Origin of the sequence: Acinetobacter sp. RUH 2624 (genome assembly GCF_000162375.2) — a bacterium.
Classification (GTDB): domain Bacteria; phylum Pseudomonadota; class Gammaproteobacteria; order Pseudomonadales; family Moraxellaceae; genus Acinetobacter; species Acinetobacter nosocomialis.
Window position 1 is genome coordinate 3029644 of sequence record NZ_KI391939.1, and the last position, 14982, is coordinate 3044625.

Below are 14982 nucleotides of genomic sequence, written 5' to 3' on the forward strand. Positions count from 1 at the left end.
ATGAGCAATAATACGATTCAGGCTTATGCAGCAATGCAGGCAGGTGAAAAACTGGTTCCTTACCAATTTGATGCAGGTGAATTACAACCACATCAGGTTGAAGTAAAAGTTGAATACTGTGGTTTGTGTCATTCCGATATTTCAGTTCTGAACAATGAGTGGCGCTCAACCGTCTACCCCGTAGTTGCAGGCCATGAAATTATTGGAAGAATTGTAGCTTTGGGTTCAGAAGCCAAAGGTTTACAAATTGGGCAACGTGTTGGTATTGGCTGGACTGCTGAAAGTTGCCAAGCGTGTGATGAATGTATTGGTGGTCAGCAAGTACTTTGTACGGGCGAAAATGTCGCAACAATCGTGGGTCATGCAGGTGGCTTTGCCGATAAAGTTCGTGCAGGTTGGCAATGGGCCATTCCCCTTCCAGATGATTTAGACGCTGAAAGTGCTGGGCCCCTACTTTGCGGCGGAATTACCGTTTTTGATCCACTCCTCAAACACAAGATTCAGGCAACCCATCATGTGGGTGTGATTGGTATTGGCGGTTTAGGTCATATAGCCATTAAGCTACTCAAAGCCTGGGGCTGTGAAATCACTGCTTTTAGTTCTAACCCAGATAAAACCGAAGAACTCAAAGCAATGGGAGCCGACCATGTAGTAAATAGTCGCGATACAGAAGCGGTAAAAGCTCAAAAAGGTAAATTTGATTTATTGCTGAGTACCGTAAATGTGACTTTAAATTGGCGAGCTTTTATTTCTACGCTAGCACCAAACGGTTCGTTGCACTTCTTAGGGCTGACTTTAGAACCTGTTCCTGTTTCTGTCGGCTCACTTATTGATGGTGCCAAATCAGTAACAGGCTCACCTACTGGTTCACCTGCTGCTCTACGCCAACTTTTAAAGTTTGCCGCACGCAAAAAAATTGCACCTCAAATTGAGCTATTTCCAATGTCACAGCTCAATGAAGCAATTGAACGTCTACACTCAGGTCAGGCACGCTATCGCATTGTGCTTAAGGCAGACTTTGCAGAATAAAACTAACTCACCGTTTTCATCTGTTGTCGCGACCAGTCTGCCAAGCTCATAATTGCTTGGCGGACATCGGCAGTTAACTCATGGCCTGCGTTTAAACGAATGAAATGTCGATAGCGTTCATCCTCACCAAAAACATGACCCGGTACCACCGTAATTCCCTGAGCTTGGGCAGTGTAATAGAGCGCTAAACTATCTACACTCTTAGGTAACTGTATCCATAATGCATATCCGCCTTCGGGCTGGCTCAATGCAATTGGTATACCTTCAAAAGCTTTTAAAATACAGCTACGGTATTCTTCGACTTGTCGCATCAAGTTGGGTCTTAACTGCTCTAAATGCTCTCGATAACCACGACTATAAATAAAATCAGCTAAACCTAACTGCAAGGGTGTATTCACGCCAATATTACTTACCAGCAGTTCAAGTTTTAAATGTTCTAGCTTTGTCGTTAAACAAAACCATCCTACTCGATACGCACTCGACAAAGACTTAGACACTGAACCACACCAAATGACATAACCTTCGCGGTCCCAATATCGAATGGGTAATGGCCGTTCACTACTGTAGCCACACTCACCAAAAATATCGTCTTCAATAATAAAACACTGATACTTTGCAGCTAATTCAGCAATCTTCTGTTTCTCTGCATTACTAAAACAATATCCCAATGGATTTTGATAATTGGCTGTCATTAAGCAAACTTTTGCTAAACCTTGCTGCATTAAGGATTCTAAGCGCTCAAGATCAATGCCACGATGATCTGCCGGAATCTCAACAATTTGTCGTTTTAAACTTGCTAATAACTGTAAATGACCATTGTAGGTGGGTGTAGGAATAAGAATACTATCGCCCACTTCAGTGAGTTTCTGAATTACTAAAGACAAAGCCGGCATACAGCCATTGGTAATAAAAATATCTTCTGGAGCGATATAAATACCATCTTCACGCCAATGATCAGATAGCGCTTTTCTTAATTGTTCATGGCCTTGTTTATTACAATAAAGAAAATCTTGAGGCTGACAATTTTTTAAAGCCCGTTGAATAGAACGACGTAAACCCTCTACAGGAATAAAGTGCGGCGTTAACTGAATCGATCCTAAAGGTACAAGATGGCTTTGTAAGGCAGCTTCCTGAATTTGGTTATGCAATTCCAGATTTGAGACATGCCGAGGTAAAGATAAGAAATCCGGACTATCCGGAATAGGGCTAGATGGGGTGCGAGCAACCACAAAATAACCTGACTTCGGCTTTACATAAATAAGCCCCCTCGCCTCAAGCAATTCATAGCAACTTTTTGCGGTACTTAAGCTAATACCATGTTGACGGGCAAAATCTCGTAAGGAAATAAGCTTCTGATGAGGTTTCAGTTCATCTTGATAAATACGGTGTGCTAATTGGTTAGCAAGAACCTGATATTGGAAAGTCATTCTGTGCTGCTTTTTTAAAAATTTCTGTATCTGTACTGGTTTATAGAACACCTTTAGGCTATGGAAATCAACTCAAAGAGTAGCAATCTAATGAAATTAAAAGCTATATTGTTATTTACTATTGTTTTAGCAGGTTGCCAACCACAGCCCAAAAATGAGCAGCACAGACACACGATTTGCCAAAGTTTGATTGAAGGTTATTTAAAAATGACCAACCAACAAGACTACAAAATGGAACAGCGAACTGATGACGAGACCAGTGCGATTTCTCATTATCAATATAAACGAAATAGCTCAAATGAAGTTGTCATGGTGAATTCAGTTTATTCAAACTTATATTTTAGCTGCCGAGACCAGCAAAAAAGCTATTTTCTTTTCCAACATTCAGCAGAAGGACAAACAATTCCCATTTTAGAAGTTCATTTTCCAAGTGATATCTATGGAACTTTTAGAGACAGGTTTTAAAATCATCTTTTAACTGTTCTGCCAAAAACTCAATAAATAAGCGTATTCGTTTTGGTAGATGCTCTTGTTGATAATACACAGCATGGATGCTTTGATATTGATGTTCAATTTGATCTTCAAATAATGCAATCAATCTCCCTTCTTCCATATCTTTCCAAATTTCAAATTCAGATAGCCGTGCAATACCATGTCCTCTAATCGTCAGCTGGCGCACAGTCTCACCACTAGAAGCTTTAATGTTTGCTTGTGCGAAAAAATATTCGTCACCGATTTTAATTGGCCAGCTATTGATATATGTCGGTCTGGTAAAACCAATCAAATCATGCTGCTTAAGTTCTTCAGGTTGTGTTGGTGTTCCCTTAAGAGCTAGATAGTCAGGACTTGCCACAATATATAAACGGCTCTTACATACCAATTTGGCGTGCAGACTAGAGTCATTAAGCTCCCCAAATCGAAATGCGACATCGGTTTTATGCTGAAGTAAGTCAATCACCTGATCATTACTATTTAACTCGATTTCAATATCGGGGTAATACTCACGGAACTTATGCATTAATGGTGCAATCACGTGCAAAACAAACGGTGTGGCAGAATCAACCCGAATAAGACCGGCAGTACCTTGATCAGACTTTTGTAGTTCTTCTTCGGCCGCATTCAGTTCATTTAAAATTTTTCGAGCCTTCGTAAGGAACTGTTGCCCTTCTTGAGTGAGTTTCAGTTTACGCGTTGTTCTCTCTATCAAAGTCACATCTAACTTCGCTTCCAAACGTGTAAGAGATCGACTCACCCCTGAAGGTGTTTGCTTTAAATGTTCTGCTGCCGCCACAAATGAACCTGTATCAACAATTGTGATAAAGGCAATAAGTTCTTCAATTGTTGATTTCATGGTTTATTCTATTATTGACTAAACTTCAAAGATATTTTGCTTATTCATCTATTTTTTCGCAACAATAAAAAAAGCAAAATGCACCTCAAGTTAAACAATTATTTAATTTCAGGTGAATACATGAATATCCCACGTTTTGGTCTAGGAACTTTCCGCCTTAAAGAACAAGCTGTGATTGATTCTGTTAAAAATGCGCTAGATGTCGGTTATCGTGCAATTGATACTGCTCAAATTTATGAAAATGAAGCAGCAATTGGTCAAGCGATTGCTGAAAGTGGCGTATCACGTCAGGACTTATTTTTAACTACAAAAATCTGGGTAGATAATTTTGCCCAAGAGAAGTTTATTCCAAGCTTAAAAGAGAGCTTACAAAAGCTTCGTACTGAACATGTCGATTTAACTTTGATTCACTGGCCAGCACCGGACTTAGGTGTTTCGATTCCTGAAATCATGCAGCTTTTACTTGAAGCAAAACAACAAGGCTTAACCAAACAAATTGGTATTTCGAACTTCAATATTGCACTTACCCAACAAGCAATTGACACAATTGGTGTAGAGCATATTGCAACGAACCAGATTGAGCTGAGTCCTTATCTTCAAAACCATAAACTTGTAAATTTCTTACAAGAGAAGAATATTGATGTCACTTCATACATGACGCTTGCATATGGCAAAGTGCTTCACGATCCTGTTTTAGCTGAAATTGCGGCAGCAAATAAAGCGTCAACAGCACAAATTGCACTGGCATGGGCATTGCAACGTGGTTTTGCAGTTATTCCATCTTCGACTAAACGTGAAAACCTGATTAGCAACTTAAAAGCACAGGATATCGAGTTAACTTCAGCTGAAATGCAAATGATTGCTGAGCTCGACCGTAATGGCCGTGAAGTTAGCCCAGAGCCATGGGCACCTGTTTGGGACTAAACTCATGAACACTCAATCAAATACGGCGTTCTCGTTATTGGCCTTGGCAATTGGTGCCTTTGCCATTGGTACCACGGAATTTTCTCCAATGGGATTGCTACCGAATATCGCTCATGATTTAGGTATTTCAATTCCAACAGCCGGAATGTTAATTACAGGCTATGCACTTGGTGTAATGCTCGGTGCCCCCTTCATGACCCTATGGTTTGGTGGTTTTGCACGACGTAATGCGCTTATTTTTTTGATGGCGATCTTTACGGTGGGTAACCTGATTGCAGCGTTTTCACCAAGCTATATGAGCTTATTAGGTGCACGTCTCATTACAAGCCTGAACCACGGTGCCTTTTTCGGGATTGGCTCTGTTGTGGCAGCGAGTATTGTACCTGCGCACAAACAAGCCAGTGCTGTAGCAACCATGTTTATGGGTTTAACCATTGCCAATATTGGTGGTGTACCTTTGGCAACATGGGTTGGGCAAAATATTGGCTGGCGTATGTCTTTCCTTGCAATCTCCGTGCTCGGCGTTATTACTATGCTCGCTTTATGGAAAGCACTACCGCAAGGTATGGTTGCCCAAAAACCTAATGTAAAGGCCGAGTTGAAGGTATTAACGCGTACTCCTGTGGTGCTTGCATTACTCACCACCGTACTTGGTGCAGGAGCAATGTTTACGCTCTATACCTATATTGCGCCAAGTTTGACTGAGTTTACCCATGCTTCACCGACCTTCATTACGTTCATGTTGGTGTTGATTGGTGTCGGTTTCTCAATTGGTAACCATTTAGGTGGTCGTTTTGCAGACTTATCTATCAACAAAACTCTGATTGGTTTCTTGGTGCTGTTGATCGTGATGATGGTGACTTTCCCAATTCTTGCCCAAAGCCAGATTGGAGCAGCCATTGCGTTGGTGATTTGGGGTGCAGCAACCTTTGCTTTAGTACCACCCTTACAAATGCGTGTCATGTCAGTGGCTCACGAAGCTCCAGGGCTTGCCTCTTCAGTAAATATCGGTGCGTTTAACCTAGGTAATGCAGTCGGTGCCGCAGCAGGTGCGTTAGTACTCGATTTAGGTTGGGGTTATAGCGCAGTATCATTTGCTGGTGCATTATTGGCGGGGTTAGGTTTGTTATTGGTTCTATTCCAAATCAAACGTGAAAGCAGCCCGACACAAGCTTTGCAACAGTGTTCAGATTAATAAAAAAAGCGCCTGAGATCAGGCGCTTTTTTTCACTTACTTATTTTAAAATATCGGGTAATTTAGGTTGCTCATAAATCGGGTTCATTACTTCCCGCTTCATTTTAAGCAGCATCTGATACGGTTGCTGCTGAACAAACATATTTACGAAGCTTAAAGGAATTGAACCAGCTGGGTCAGCGTAGCCACTGGTGGTTACTTTAACTTTGTTATTCGCTAATTTCTGGAACGTCCATTCACCTTCATAACGGGTTAAACGAACCACATCGGGTTGAGTCGGATAATTACTATTAATCGCTGTGTTCTTAATCGTAATAACACCATTAGCGGCTTTACTCATTTTTCCTTTAACAACTACATCGCGATCTTTTAGGGGAAAAGGAAAATCTAATACCATATATAAAGTAAATTCACCCTTCTTCTCATCTTGAGAGAGCATTTCAACTTTACCCATATAAGGAACCCATTGCGCTGCGCGATTTACATCTAAAATTACTGCAACAGCACGCTCAATGGGTACATCAAAGGTTGTTTCAGCTTTGTATTGAAAGACTGGATTATCGGCCTTTTGATAGGTCCAGACTTTAATATGATTACGGTCAAGGCTGAGTTTCGCCTTGTCTGTAGAGGCAGCCCCTGCACAGAGGCTGCTTAAGCAAAGAAGAGTGGTCAAAGCAATTTGTTTTTTATTCATGTTCTGCTCTATCTTGTTTTTCTCGCCACATATAGGACGTGTACAGATGGTTTACACCTGTACGTCGTTCAACCCTAACACATCTTTCATGTCGTATTTGTGCGCTTCACGACCTACAACCCATGCAGCAGCTCGTACTGCACCAGCAGCAAAGTTCATACGGTTAGTGGCTTTATGAGTCACTTCAACGCGCTCACCCTCACCAATAAACATGACAGTATGTTCACCAACAATATCGCCACCACGGATGGTCTCAAAACCAATGGTTTGGCGATCACGTGGACCGGTATGCCCTTCACGACCATAAACAGCAACTTCTTTTAAGTTACGGCCTAAAGTATCAGCAATCGCCTCACCCATCATGAGTGCTGTACCAGATGGTGCATCTACTTTATGACGGTGATGAGCCTCAATCACTTCAATATCTACTGTATCGCCAAATACTTTTGCTGCAAGCTCAAGTAACTTGATTGATACATTTACGCCAACAGAATAGTTTGCCGCATATACAACAGGTATGTGTTTTGCCGTTTCATCAAGCTCAGCTTTTTGTTCATCGGACATACCTGTTGTTCCAATCACTATAGCTACCCCAGCTTCACGACATAACTTTAGATGCTCAGATGTCGCAGCAGGAGTCGAAAAGTCAATTACAACGTCACAGTCTTTAAGAACCTCAGCCAAGCTTCCGGTAAGCTTTACTCCAATTGAACCAATTCCTGCAAGTTCACCAGCATCAGCACCGATTAAAGTACTTTCTGGGCGTACAACAGCAGCTCCCAATTGATAACCTGCTTGTTGAACTGCCTGAATAAGTATACGACCCATACGGCCGCCTGCACCCAAAATACCAATGCGTGGAGCTGCTGACATAATCCTTCCCAATCTTGTGTTTTACGTAATTGGCTTACTATATCAAAACTCTTTGCTCACAATAAAAAGTAAAAAATATTTTTTAAGATGAACCGAAATTTAAACAGTTTTCACAAAAGTTAAAGAATTGATCTGCACACTACTGAGCCACGAATGAAAAAAAGATGACTATAAGGAGTTCAGCATGCATTCGAAAATTATGGGCTTAATAGCCGTTATGGGGATGATGAGTTCAATGGCATTTGCAGAGCCTGCAATCCAACCTGGGGACACACTAGAAAGCTTATCTAAAGCACGCATTACCACAAATGTAAATTCTCAGGCAGCAACACCTACACCTCAAACAAGTGTGGCAAGCAATACTAATGCTGAAGTTAAAGTCGAGGATATCGACCCGATCATTGAAGAAAAAACCGCAGAAGTAGAAGCAGTAAAAGTAGCTGTACAACCAGTGACTCAAGCTACTGTCGAGGCTGTAGTAACTCCAGTTGCATCAAACGAACTTATTGTAAGTGTTGACGATATTGATGTCGCTCATCCTACAGAGTAATCGCTAGTCATTTTCTTTTAAGCAGAATAACAATAATAAGATAAATCAGCGCAATAAAAAGGCGGATATTTTTGAATATCCGCCTTCTTTTTAATTTCTGATCTAATCAATCATTAATCGAATAAGCGATCAAAGAATGATTTTTTCTTTGGTGAAGAGGCACTGTCTTCGCCATCAAAAGATGCTTGTAATTCTTTAAGCAATTCACGTTGACGAGAGGTTAAGTTGACTGGTGTTTCCACCACGATACGGCAAAGTAAATCACCCACCATACTGCTACGTACAGGGCGCACACCTTTACCACGTAAACGGAATAATTTACCTGTTTGAGTTCCCTCAGGAATCTTCAAGCTAACTCGGCCTTCCAAAGTCGGAATTTCAATTTCTTTACCAAGTGCAGCATCCGCAATGCTTACTGGTACGTCCATATATAAATCGGCACCATCACGTTGGAAAATTTCGTGTTCACGAACAACCACTTCAACGTATAAGTCACCAGCTTGGCCATCACGGATCGCCTCGCCTTTACCACTTAAACGAACGCGGTCACCGTTGTCGACACCCGCTGGAATAGTGACTTCTAATGTTTGCTGACGATCTGCTACACCTGAACCATGACATGCATGGCATGGGTTCTTAATAATTTTGCCTTGGCCACGACATGTGCCACAAGTTTGTTGTACAGAGAAGAAACCTTGCTGCATACGCACTTGTCCTGAACCATGACAAGTTTTACAAGTTTCCACATCTTTTGGATTTTTAGAGCCTTTACCATCACACACGTCACATGGTGCCGGAGCAGTAAAGGTAATTGTTTTCTTAACCCCTTTTACAGCTTCCTCAAGGGTAAGTTCCATTACATAGCGTAAATCTGAACCGCGACGTTGGCGTTGCTGACGTCCACCGCCACCAAACGCTCCACCAAAGATATCACCGAACTGGCTAAAAATATCTTCTGCACTGAAACCGCCAAAGCCACCACCAGCGCCACCAAAGCCGCCTTCAAACGCATTATGTCCCATACGGTCATACATGCTGCGTTTTTCGCTGTCCGATAAAATCTCATAAGCTTCTGAAGCTTCTTTAAATTTTTCTTCAGCCTCGGCATTGTCAGGGTTTCTGTCAGGATGATATTTCATCGCCAATTTACGATAGGCTTTTTTGATCTCATCATCACTTGCGGTTTTTGAAACGCCTAAAACCTCATAATAATCACGTTTAGCCATGTTTGGCGGTGCTCCTCACGGAAATTTTATCAATACTCTATTGCCGACTAAATGGGGGGCTTTAGCCGAATTTACAAGGGGAAAACTTTCAAAAAACAGATATATTAAAAAACTGCCTTATTTTTTAAATATTTAGACAAGCCTTTTAACCATGCATTTAATAAAAATAACCAAGCAATAGCGCTAAAAACAACACCAGCAACTGTTGATGCCGTTACCCAAAGGTTACTGTTCCATGCAAAAAAGAAAAGAGGAATAAACCAAACAACAGCAAAAACTGACATGAAGAGGAATAGAATACCATTGCGCATAATCCAGAGCGCATGAGCATGAATCCAAACTTCCGCATCATCCACAACAGCTACTTTACGAGCGACCAGATAAGCAAAGGCCGCAAAAATAACCGTAAACAATGCAAGAAACATGAACGCATAAGAAATCACAATATAACGGCGATGCTGTTCGATATGGTCTTGCCCCATCTGTATTTCACCTCAATTCACTGCACTGTGCCTATTTTTTATGCAGTGAAATAATCCTGTATTTTTTGTGTAAAGACAGGTGCTACTATATTGGAGTTTTCAATATTTCGCACCTTTATTCACAAAAAATTTATGTATTTTATGCTGTTTTTTTCACCTTAAACCACGCAGCATACAATGCAGGCAGGAAAAATAATGTCAGCAAGGTGGCTACAATCAGTCCACCCATAATTGCAACGGCCATTGGACCGAAGAAAATACTTCGTGAAAGTGGGATCATTGCTAATACCGCTGCCAAGGCTGTCAGAATAATTGGACGGAAACGGCGTACCGTTGCGTCAATAATCGCTTCCCATGTTGGATGCCCTGCTTGCCGGTCTTGTTCAATCTGATCAATCAAAATGAGCGAGTTACGCATAATCATTCCGGATAAAGCAATGGTTCCCAGCATAGCCACAAAACCAAATGGCTTATTAAATAAAAGTAAGAACAGAACTACTCCTATTAAGCCTAATGGTGCAGTCAAAAATACAATAGTTGCTCTCGATAGACTCTTAAGCTGAATCATGAGTAATGTCATGACCACTGCCAAAAATAGTGGCATACCAGCATTGACCGAACTTTGTCCTCGTGCTGACTCTTCGACAGTTCCCCCCACTTCAATGAGGTAACCACTTGGTAACTCAGCACGTAACTTATCCATTGATTCGGCTAACTCGCCAACAACAGTCGCTGGCTGTAATTTGGTACGAATATCTGCACGTACGGTAATTGTTGGTAAGCGGTTACGATGCCAGATCAGGCCATCTTCAAATTTATATTCAATTTTAGCAATCTGAGCTAAAGGCACTGTCGTACCATTTGCGGTTGGGACTGCTAAACTTGCAAGAGAAGCGACTTCAACACGCTCAGCTTGATCACCACGTAAACGGATTTCGATCAGCTCACGCTTTTCACGATACTGTTCAATCGCACTACCTGTAATTGAAGCATTCAGGAAGTTTGCCAAATCCACACTTGAGACACCCATTTGTCGAGCACGATCTTGATCAATCTGAATCGCAATGATTTTGCTCGGCTCACCCCAGTCCAAATGTACATTGGTAGTATTTGGGTTTTCACCAATCACCTTCGCAACCTGCTGTGCTTCTTTACGTACCAGATTGAGATCTTCACCTGACACACGATACTGCAATGGATAACCTACAGGCGGACCATTTTCCAGTAATGACACACGGGTACGAACTTGTGGGAGCAACTGTTTAATTTGAGTTTCTAGCGAGCGACGAATTTCATCACGGTCATCAAGTGAGGTCGCTAAAACAACAAACTGTGCAAAGCTCGCTTGTGGTAATTGCTGGTCTAACGGTAAATAAAAACGTGGTGAGCCTGTACCCACATAGGCCACATAGTTATCAATACCTTTTTGTTTAGACAGGAACTGTTCAACCTTTTTCACCGCTTGTTCTGTAGCAGTTAAAGAAGCGCCTTCTTCAAGTTTTAGATCAACTAAAATTTCGGTACGGTTTGATGGCGGGAAAAACTGCTGAGGAACCATTTTAAACATCAGTACAGACAGCACGAAAATCCCGACCGTCGTTGCAATTACAGTCTTACGATAGGTCACACAAAACTCAACCATTTTCCTAAAACGTAAATAGAAATTAGATTGATAAGGATCGTAATGATGGTCCTGTGAAATCTCGATCGTTTGTGATTGTGGTTTTTTCGTTAATCTTGCCCATAAACGAACATACCAAGGTGCTTGATGACCAGTCTTGGTAAAATCAGGCAGTAGTTTTTCACCCAAATAAGGCACAAATAAAACTGCAGCAACCCAAGACACCAATAAGGCAATCGTCACCACCTGAAAGATTGAACGTGTATATTCACCCGTACTGGACTGTGCCGTAGCGATAGGTAAAAAACCTGCCGCGGTAATCAATGTTCCTGTCAGCATTGGAAAGGCCGTTGTTTTCCATGCAAATCCAGCAGCCTTAATTCGGCTATAGCCCTGTTCCATCTTAATTGCCATCATCTCGACTGCAATAATGGCGTCATCAACCAGTAGACCTAAAGCTAGAATCAGAGCACCGAGAGAAATTTTATGTAACCCGACATCGAATACATTCATGCCGGCAAAAGTCATTGCTAAAACCAAAGGAATGGAAAAAGCGACTACCAATCCGGTACGGAAACCTAAAGAGAAAAAGCTTACTAACAAGACAATAATGATTGCTTCAGCGAGTACTTTTACAAATTCATGAATACTACGTTGTACTGCTACAGGTTGATCAGATACCTTCTGTAGTTTCATGCCTAAAGGTAAGGTTTTTTGGAGCTGGGCAAATTCGGACTCTAGATTTTTGCCCAAGGCAATAATATCCCCGCCTTTACGCATAGACACGGCGAGACCAATACCATTTTCCCCCATAAAACGCATACGTGGCTGAGCCGGTTGACTAAAACCACGGTAGACATCAGCAACATCACCAAGCTGGATGGTTTTATTGCCGACTAATAAAGGAATTTTTTTAATTTCATCAACGCTGTTTAAATGCCCACTTACACGTATTTGAATACGGTCTGTACCGGTTTCAAAGAAACCTGCGCTTGCCATACTATTTTGCTTTTGTAAGGCTTCTTGAATTGCAGAAAGAGGAATACCGAGTTGGACTGCTTTTGTATTTGAAATCTCAATCCAGATTTTTTGATCTTGTAAGCCAATCAATTCAACTTTACTAACATCCTTGACTCTTTGTAGTTGTAATTGCAAACGATCTGCATATTCTTTGAGAAGTGCATAGTCAAAGTCTTTGCCTGTCAGTACATAAATATTACCGAAAGTATCCCCGAACTCATCATTGAAAAAAGGACCCTGTACACCACTTGGCAGTTCAGTACGAATGTCATTGACCTTTTTACGGACGTTGTACCAAACATCAGGAATTTGTGCAGAAGTGAGCGAGTCCTTAGCAACAAATGTAACCATCGACTCACCTGGACGGGAGTAAGCCATAATCTTTTCATACTGCCCAGTTGTCATCAGTTCCTTTTCAATACGATCAGTCACTAACGTTGAAACTTCTTTGGCAGTTGCTCCAGGCCAGAATGTTTTGACAACCATCACTTTAAAGGTAAATGGCGGATCTTCACTTTGAGATAATTTGGAATAGGAAATTGCACCGATAATGGCAAGCAACAACATAAAATAAAGGACGATACCTTTATTGTTCAGTGCCCATTCCGAGAGATTGAATTTCATGGCTTTGTTGCCCCCTGAATTTTCACCGCGCGGTTTTCACGGTCAATCGGATGGATCTTCTGCTTATCACGTAGTAAATGAACACCACCAATCACAACCCAATCATTTGGTGTCAACCCCGTTAATACAGGCACACTATCTCGGCCATAAGCTCCCACTGTTACAGGTACTTTGCGTAAAGTTTGATTTGCATTTACGACCCATACATAGGGCTGATTATCTGTGGCAGAAACACTCGAAAGTGGCACACTCATCACATTGGTTTGAGTCGAGCTAAAAAATACCCGAGCACTTTGTCCAAGCTGAATAGCAGATTGGCCTTCTTTGAGTGCTACTTTGACTGTAAAAGTACGAGACTGGTCAGCCGCTGGAGAAACTTCACGTACATATCCGGCAAATTTTTCATTCGGTTTAGACCACAAGGTAATCCAAGCTGCTTGACCAACCTTGATCTCGGTAACTGCTTGTTCTGGTACGCCTATAACCACTTCACGTTCGCCATCAATAGCCAATTGATAAGCTGCTTGTCCAGCTGAAACGACTTGTCCAATTTCAATATTACGCGCGGTAATTACCCCGTTTTTATTAGAAATAAGTTGGTTATAACCAGTTTGATTTGCAGAAACTTCATAGTTAGAGCGGGCTTGTTGTAACGCTGCTTGCGCTGCGTCGTATTGATTTTTTACCGTATCAAATTGTGAACGGCTAACAGCATTTACAGGTAATAATTGTTGGAAACGTTTAAGTTCATCTGATGCTGTTTTCGCTGCTGCCTGTGCATTTTGTAATTGAGCTTTGGCCGCATTTAATTGTAACTGTGCATCTGCTACATCGAGTTTCGCTAATACTTGTCCAACTTTAACTCGGTCACCTACATCGACATAGCGAGCCGTAACTTGTCCACCTACTCGAAATGCCAAGGCAGTTTGTTGTCGAGCCTGTACATCTCCTGCATAGCTTTTTAATTCGTTTAGTGTGGTCGAAGGCTGCGTTACCATCACGTAGGGTATTTCTTCTGTTTTGGGTGCCTCTTTACTACACCCCATTAATGTGACCGTGCAAACAATCACCATACTCATGATGAGAGGTTTTAACAGATTCATATCTTATCGCTCTTATTCAAACTGATTTTTTAAGGCACAATATGCTTGCATCATAGTTTGTTTGTTTTTTAATTAATATACCCATGGGTACATTAATTAAAAAAAACTTATAAATATTTATTTTTTTAATCTTTTATTAGAGGGTTTTGTGCAAACAGTTAATCAAAGTGGTCGCCCCAAAGATCTAGAAAAGCGTGCTCGTATCCTACAAGCTGCTAAAGCTATTTTTTTAAAATCTGGTTATCACGGTACCAGCATGAACCAGATTGCGCAGGAAGCAGGCGTTACCAAACTTACGGTTTATAACCACTTTCAAGATAAAGCCAATCTATTTATCTGTGCGATTACGGAAACATGTGAAGAGACACTCGGCACTAAACAATTTGAATTAGATGCTTCCGTAGACTTTTATCAAGCACTTTTTAGTGTGTGTTCACGCGCCTTACAAATTATTTATTCACCTGAGGCACTAAAACTTGAACATGTATTATTTGAACTCGCAGCGGAACAAAGCCCATTAGCTGAACAATTTTTTACGGCATCTCATACTCGCCTGCAAAATGAGTTAGCTGCGTTCTTCCAAAAGGCAGCCGAATTAGGCTTTATTCAATCCGATGATCCGATTTATCAAACAGAACTTCTTTTAACTTTATTGCTTGGTGTACGCCACCATAAGGTTTTACTTGGAATTATTACTGTACCCAATGCTCAAGAACTAAATCAGATTATTCGAGATGCTCTTGACTTATTTTTCCTCAAATATCGGAATTAAACCAAAGTCCGATTGCCAAAATTTGCATCAGGTGCATGCCATCTTTTGAAGCGTTATAAGCGATTTAAATGTTATTTTTTAAGCAAAAATT

Annotated in this window: 14 protein-coding genes; 6 read left to right on the forward strand and 8 right to left on the reverse strand. The window is 41.2% G+C overall.

The window, feature by feature from the left end:
- Positions 1 to 1029, forward strand: coding sequence for an NAD(P)-dependent alcohol dehydrogenase (locus tag HMPREF0014_RS20890; protein WP_004885048.1), 1029 nt, complete (start codon positions 1 to 3; stop codon positions 1027 to 1029).
- Between the two features lie 2 nt (positions 1030 to 1031).
- On the opposite strand, the gene HMPREF0014_RS20895 is transcribed toward HMPREF0014_RS20890, so the two are convergent.
- A complete protein-coding gene (locus HMPREF0014_RS20895; protein ID WP_006581535.1) occupies positions 1032 to 2456 on the reverse strand; it encodes a PLP-dependent aminotransferase family protein in 1425 nt (474 codons plus the stop codon).
- Positions 2457 to 2546: 90 nt separating this feature from the next.
- Between HMPREF0014_RS20895 and HMPREF0014_RS20900 the strand changes: the two genes are divergently transcribed.
- Positions 2547 to 2921, forward strand: a complete 375-nt coding sequence (locus tag HMPREF0014_RS20900; protein ID WP_004711322.1) for a hypothetical protein — start codon at positions 2547 to 2549, stop codon at positions 2919 to 2921.
- Here the strand turns inward: HMPREF0014_RS20900 and HMPREF0014_RS20905 are convergent.
- Positions 2905 to 3807 (reverse strand): LysR family transcriptional regulator, encoded by a 903-nt coding sequence (locus HMPREF0014_RS20905; RefSeq protein ID WP_006581533.1) that lies wholly within the window; start codon positions 3805 to 3807, stop codon positions 2905 to 2907. The two genes, HMPREF0014_RS20900 and HMPREF0014_RS20905, sit on opposite strands and share 17 nt — an antisense overlap.
- A 120-nt stretch (positions 3808 to 3927) precedes the next feature.
- Here HMPREF0014_RS20905 and dkgB point away from each other — a divergent pair, with 120 nt between their 5' ends.
- Together dkgB and HMPREF0014_RS20915 are read left to right on the forward strand one after the other, a co-directional pair.
- Positions 3928 to 4731: a 2,5-didehydrogluconate reductase DkgB gene (gene dkgB / locus HMPREF0014_RS20910; RefSeq protein WP_020992340.1), complete on the forward strand. Its 804-nt coding sequence runs from the start codon at positions 3928 to 3930 to the stop codon at positions 4729 to 4731.
- 4 nt (positions 4732 to 4735) lie between these two features.
- Positions 4736 to 5926 (forward strand): MFS transporter, encoded by a 1191-nt coding sequence (locus tag HMPREF0014_RS20915; protein WP_016804288.1) that lies wholly within the window; start codon positions 4736 to 4738, stop codon positions 5924 to 5926.
- 40 nt (positions 5927 to 5966) lie between these two features.
- On the opposite strand, the gene HMPREF0014_RS20920 is transcribed toward HMPREF0014_RS20915, so the two are convergent.
- Both HMPREF0014_RS20920 and dapB read right to left on the reverse strand, forming a co-directional pair.
- Entirely contained in the window at positions 5967 to 6620 is a 654-nt protein-coding gene (locus HMPREF0014_RS20920) for an START domain-containing protein (RefSeq protein WP_002054056.1), read from the reverse strand.
- 51 nt (positions 6621 to 6671) lie between these two features.
- A complete protein-coding gene (gene dapB / locus HMPREF0014_RS20925; protein WP_002053870.1) occupies positions 6672 to 7493 on the reverse strand; it encodes a 4-hydroxy-tetrahydrodipicolinate reductase in 822 nt (273 codons plus the stop codon).
- A 184-nt stretch (positions 7494 to 7677) separates the two neighbouring features.
- Here dapB and HMPREF0014_RS20930 point away from each other — a divergent pair, with 184 nt between their 5' ends.
- On the forward strand, positions 7678 to 8043 hold the full coding sequence (locus HMPREF0014_RS20930) for a hypothetical protein (RefSeq protein WP_006581530.1): 366 nt from the start codon (positions 7678 to 7680) through the stop codon (positions 8041 to 8043).
- Between the two features lie 113 nt (positions 8044 to 8156).
- Here the strand turns inward: HMPREF0014_RS20930 and dnaJ are convergent, their stop codons facing one another.
- The 4 genes from dnaJ to HMPREF0014_RS20950 all read right to left on the reverse strand — a co-directional run bounded on the left by dnaJ (position 8157) and on the right by HMPREF0014_RS20950 (position 14119).
- Complete coding sequence (gene dnaJ, locus HMPREF0014_RS20935) at positions 8157 to 9269, reverse strand: molecular chaperone DnaJ (RefSeq protein WP_001119029.1); 1113 nt, start codon at positions 9267 to 9269, stop codon at positions 8157 to 8159.
- A 104-nt stretch (positions 9270 to 9373) separates the two neighbouring features.
- Positions 9374 to 9751: a hypothetical protein gene (locus tag HMPREF0014_RS20940; RefSeq protein ID WP_002053984.1), complete on the reverse strand. Its 378-nt coding sequence runs from the start codon at positions 9749 to 9751 to the stop codon at positions 9374 to 9376.
- 139 nt (positions 9752 to 9890) lie between these two features.
- Complete coding sequence (locus tag HMPREF0014_RS20945; protein WP_006581529.1) at positions 9891 to 13016, reverse strand: efflux RND transporter permease subunit; 3126 nt, start codon at positions 13014 to 13016, stop codon at positions 9891 to 9893.
- Complete coding sequence (locus HMPREF0014_RS20950) at positions 13013 to 14119, reverse strand: efflux RND transporter periplasmic adaptor subunit (RefSeq protein WP_004885065.1); 1107 nt, start codon at positions 14117 to 14119, stop codon at positions 13013 to 13015. Before HMPREF0014_RS20950 ends, HMPREF0014_RS20945 begins: the two co-directional genes overlap by 4 nt.
- A gap of 148 nt (positions 14120 to 14267) precedes the next feature.
- On the opposite strand from HMPREF0014_RS20950, the gene HMPREF0014_RS20955 reads away from it, so the two are divergent.
- Positions 14268 to 14891 carry a TetR/AcrR family transcriptional regulator gene (locus HMPREF0014_RS20955; protein ID WP_004885068.1) on the forward strand — a complete coding sequence of 208 codons (624 nt, stop codon included), beginning with the start codon at positions 14268 to 14270 and terminating at the stop codon, positions 14889 to 14891.
- Positions 14892 to 14982 lie beyond the last annotated feature (91 nt).

What these genes read in the sequence shown, in the direction of transcription:
- HMPREF0014_RS20890 (WP_004885048.1), top strand. Translation starts at nt 1, where the DNA reads ATGAGCAATAATACGATTCAGGCTTATGCAGCAATGCAGGCAGGTGAA.
- HMPREF0014_RS20895 (WP_006581535.1), bottom strand. Translation starts at nt 2,456, where the DNA reads ATGACTTTCCAATATCAGGTTCTTGCTAACCAATTAGCACACCGTATT.
- HMPREF0014_RS20945 (WP_006581529.1), bottom strand. Translation starts at nt 13,016, where the DNA reads ATGAAATTCAATCTCTCGGAATGGGCACTGAACAATAAAGGTATCGTC.
- dapB (WP_002053870.1), bottom strand. Translation starts at nt 7,493, where the DNA reads ATGTCAGCAGCTCCACGCATTGGTATTTTGGGTGCAGGCGGCCGTATG.
- HMPREF0014_RS20930 (WP_006581530.1), top strand. Translation starts at nt 7,678, where the DNA reads ATGCATTCGAAAATTATGGGCTTAATAGCCGTTATGGGGATGATGAGT.
- HMPREF0014_RS20920 (WP_002054056.1), bottom strand. Translation starts at nt 6,620, where the DNA reads ATGAATAAAAAACAAATTGCTTTGACCACTCTTCTTTGCTTAAGCAGC.
- HMPREF0014_RS20940 (WP_002053984.1), bottom strand. Translation starts at nt 9,751, where the DNA reads ATGGGGCAAGACCATATCGAACAGCATCGCCGTTATATTGTGATTTCT.
- HMPREF0014_RS20915 (WP_016804288.1), top strand. Translation starts at nt 4,736, where the DNA reads ATGAACACTCAATCAAATACGGCGTTCTCGTTATTGGCCTTGGCAATT.
- dkgB (WP_020992340.1), top strand. Translation starts at nt 3,928, where the DNA reads ATGAATATCCCACGTTTTGGTCTAGGAACTTTCCGCCTTAAAGAACAA.
- dnaJ (WP_001119029.1), bottom strand. Translation starts at nt 9,269, where the DNA reads ATGGCTAAACGTGATTATTATGAGGTTTTAGGCGTTTCAAAAACCGCA.
- HMPREF0014_RS20905 (WP_006581533.1), bottom strand. Translation starts at nt 3,807, where the DNA reads ATGAAATCAACAATTGAAGAACTTATTGCCTTTATCACAATTGTTGAT.
- HMPREF0014_RS20950 (WP_004885065.1), bottom strand. Translation starts at nt 14,119, where the DNA reads ATGAATCTGTTAAAACCTCTCATCATGAGTATGGTGATTGTTTGCACG.
- HMPREF0014_RS20900 (WP_004711322.1), top strand. Translation starts at nt 2,547, where the DNA reads ATGAAATTAAAAGCTATATTGTTATTTACTATTGTTTTAGCAGGTTGC.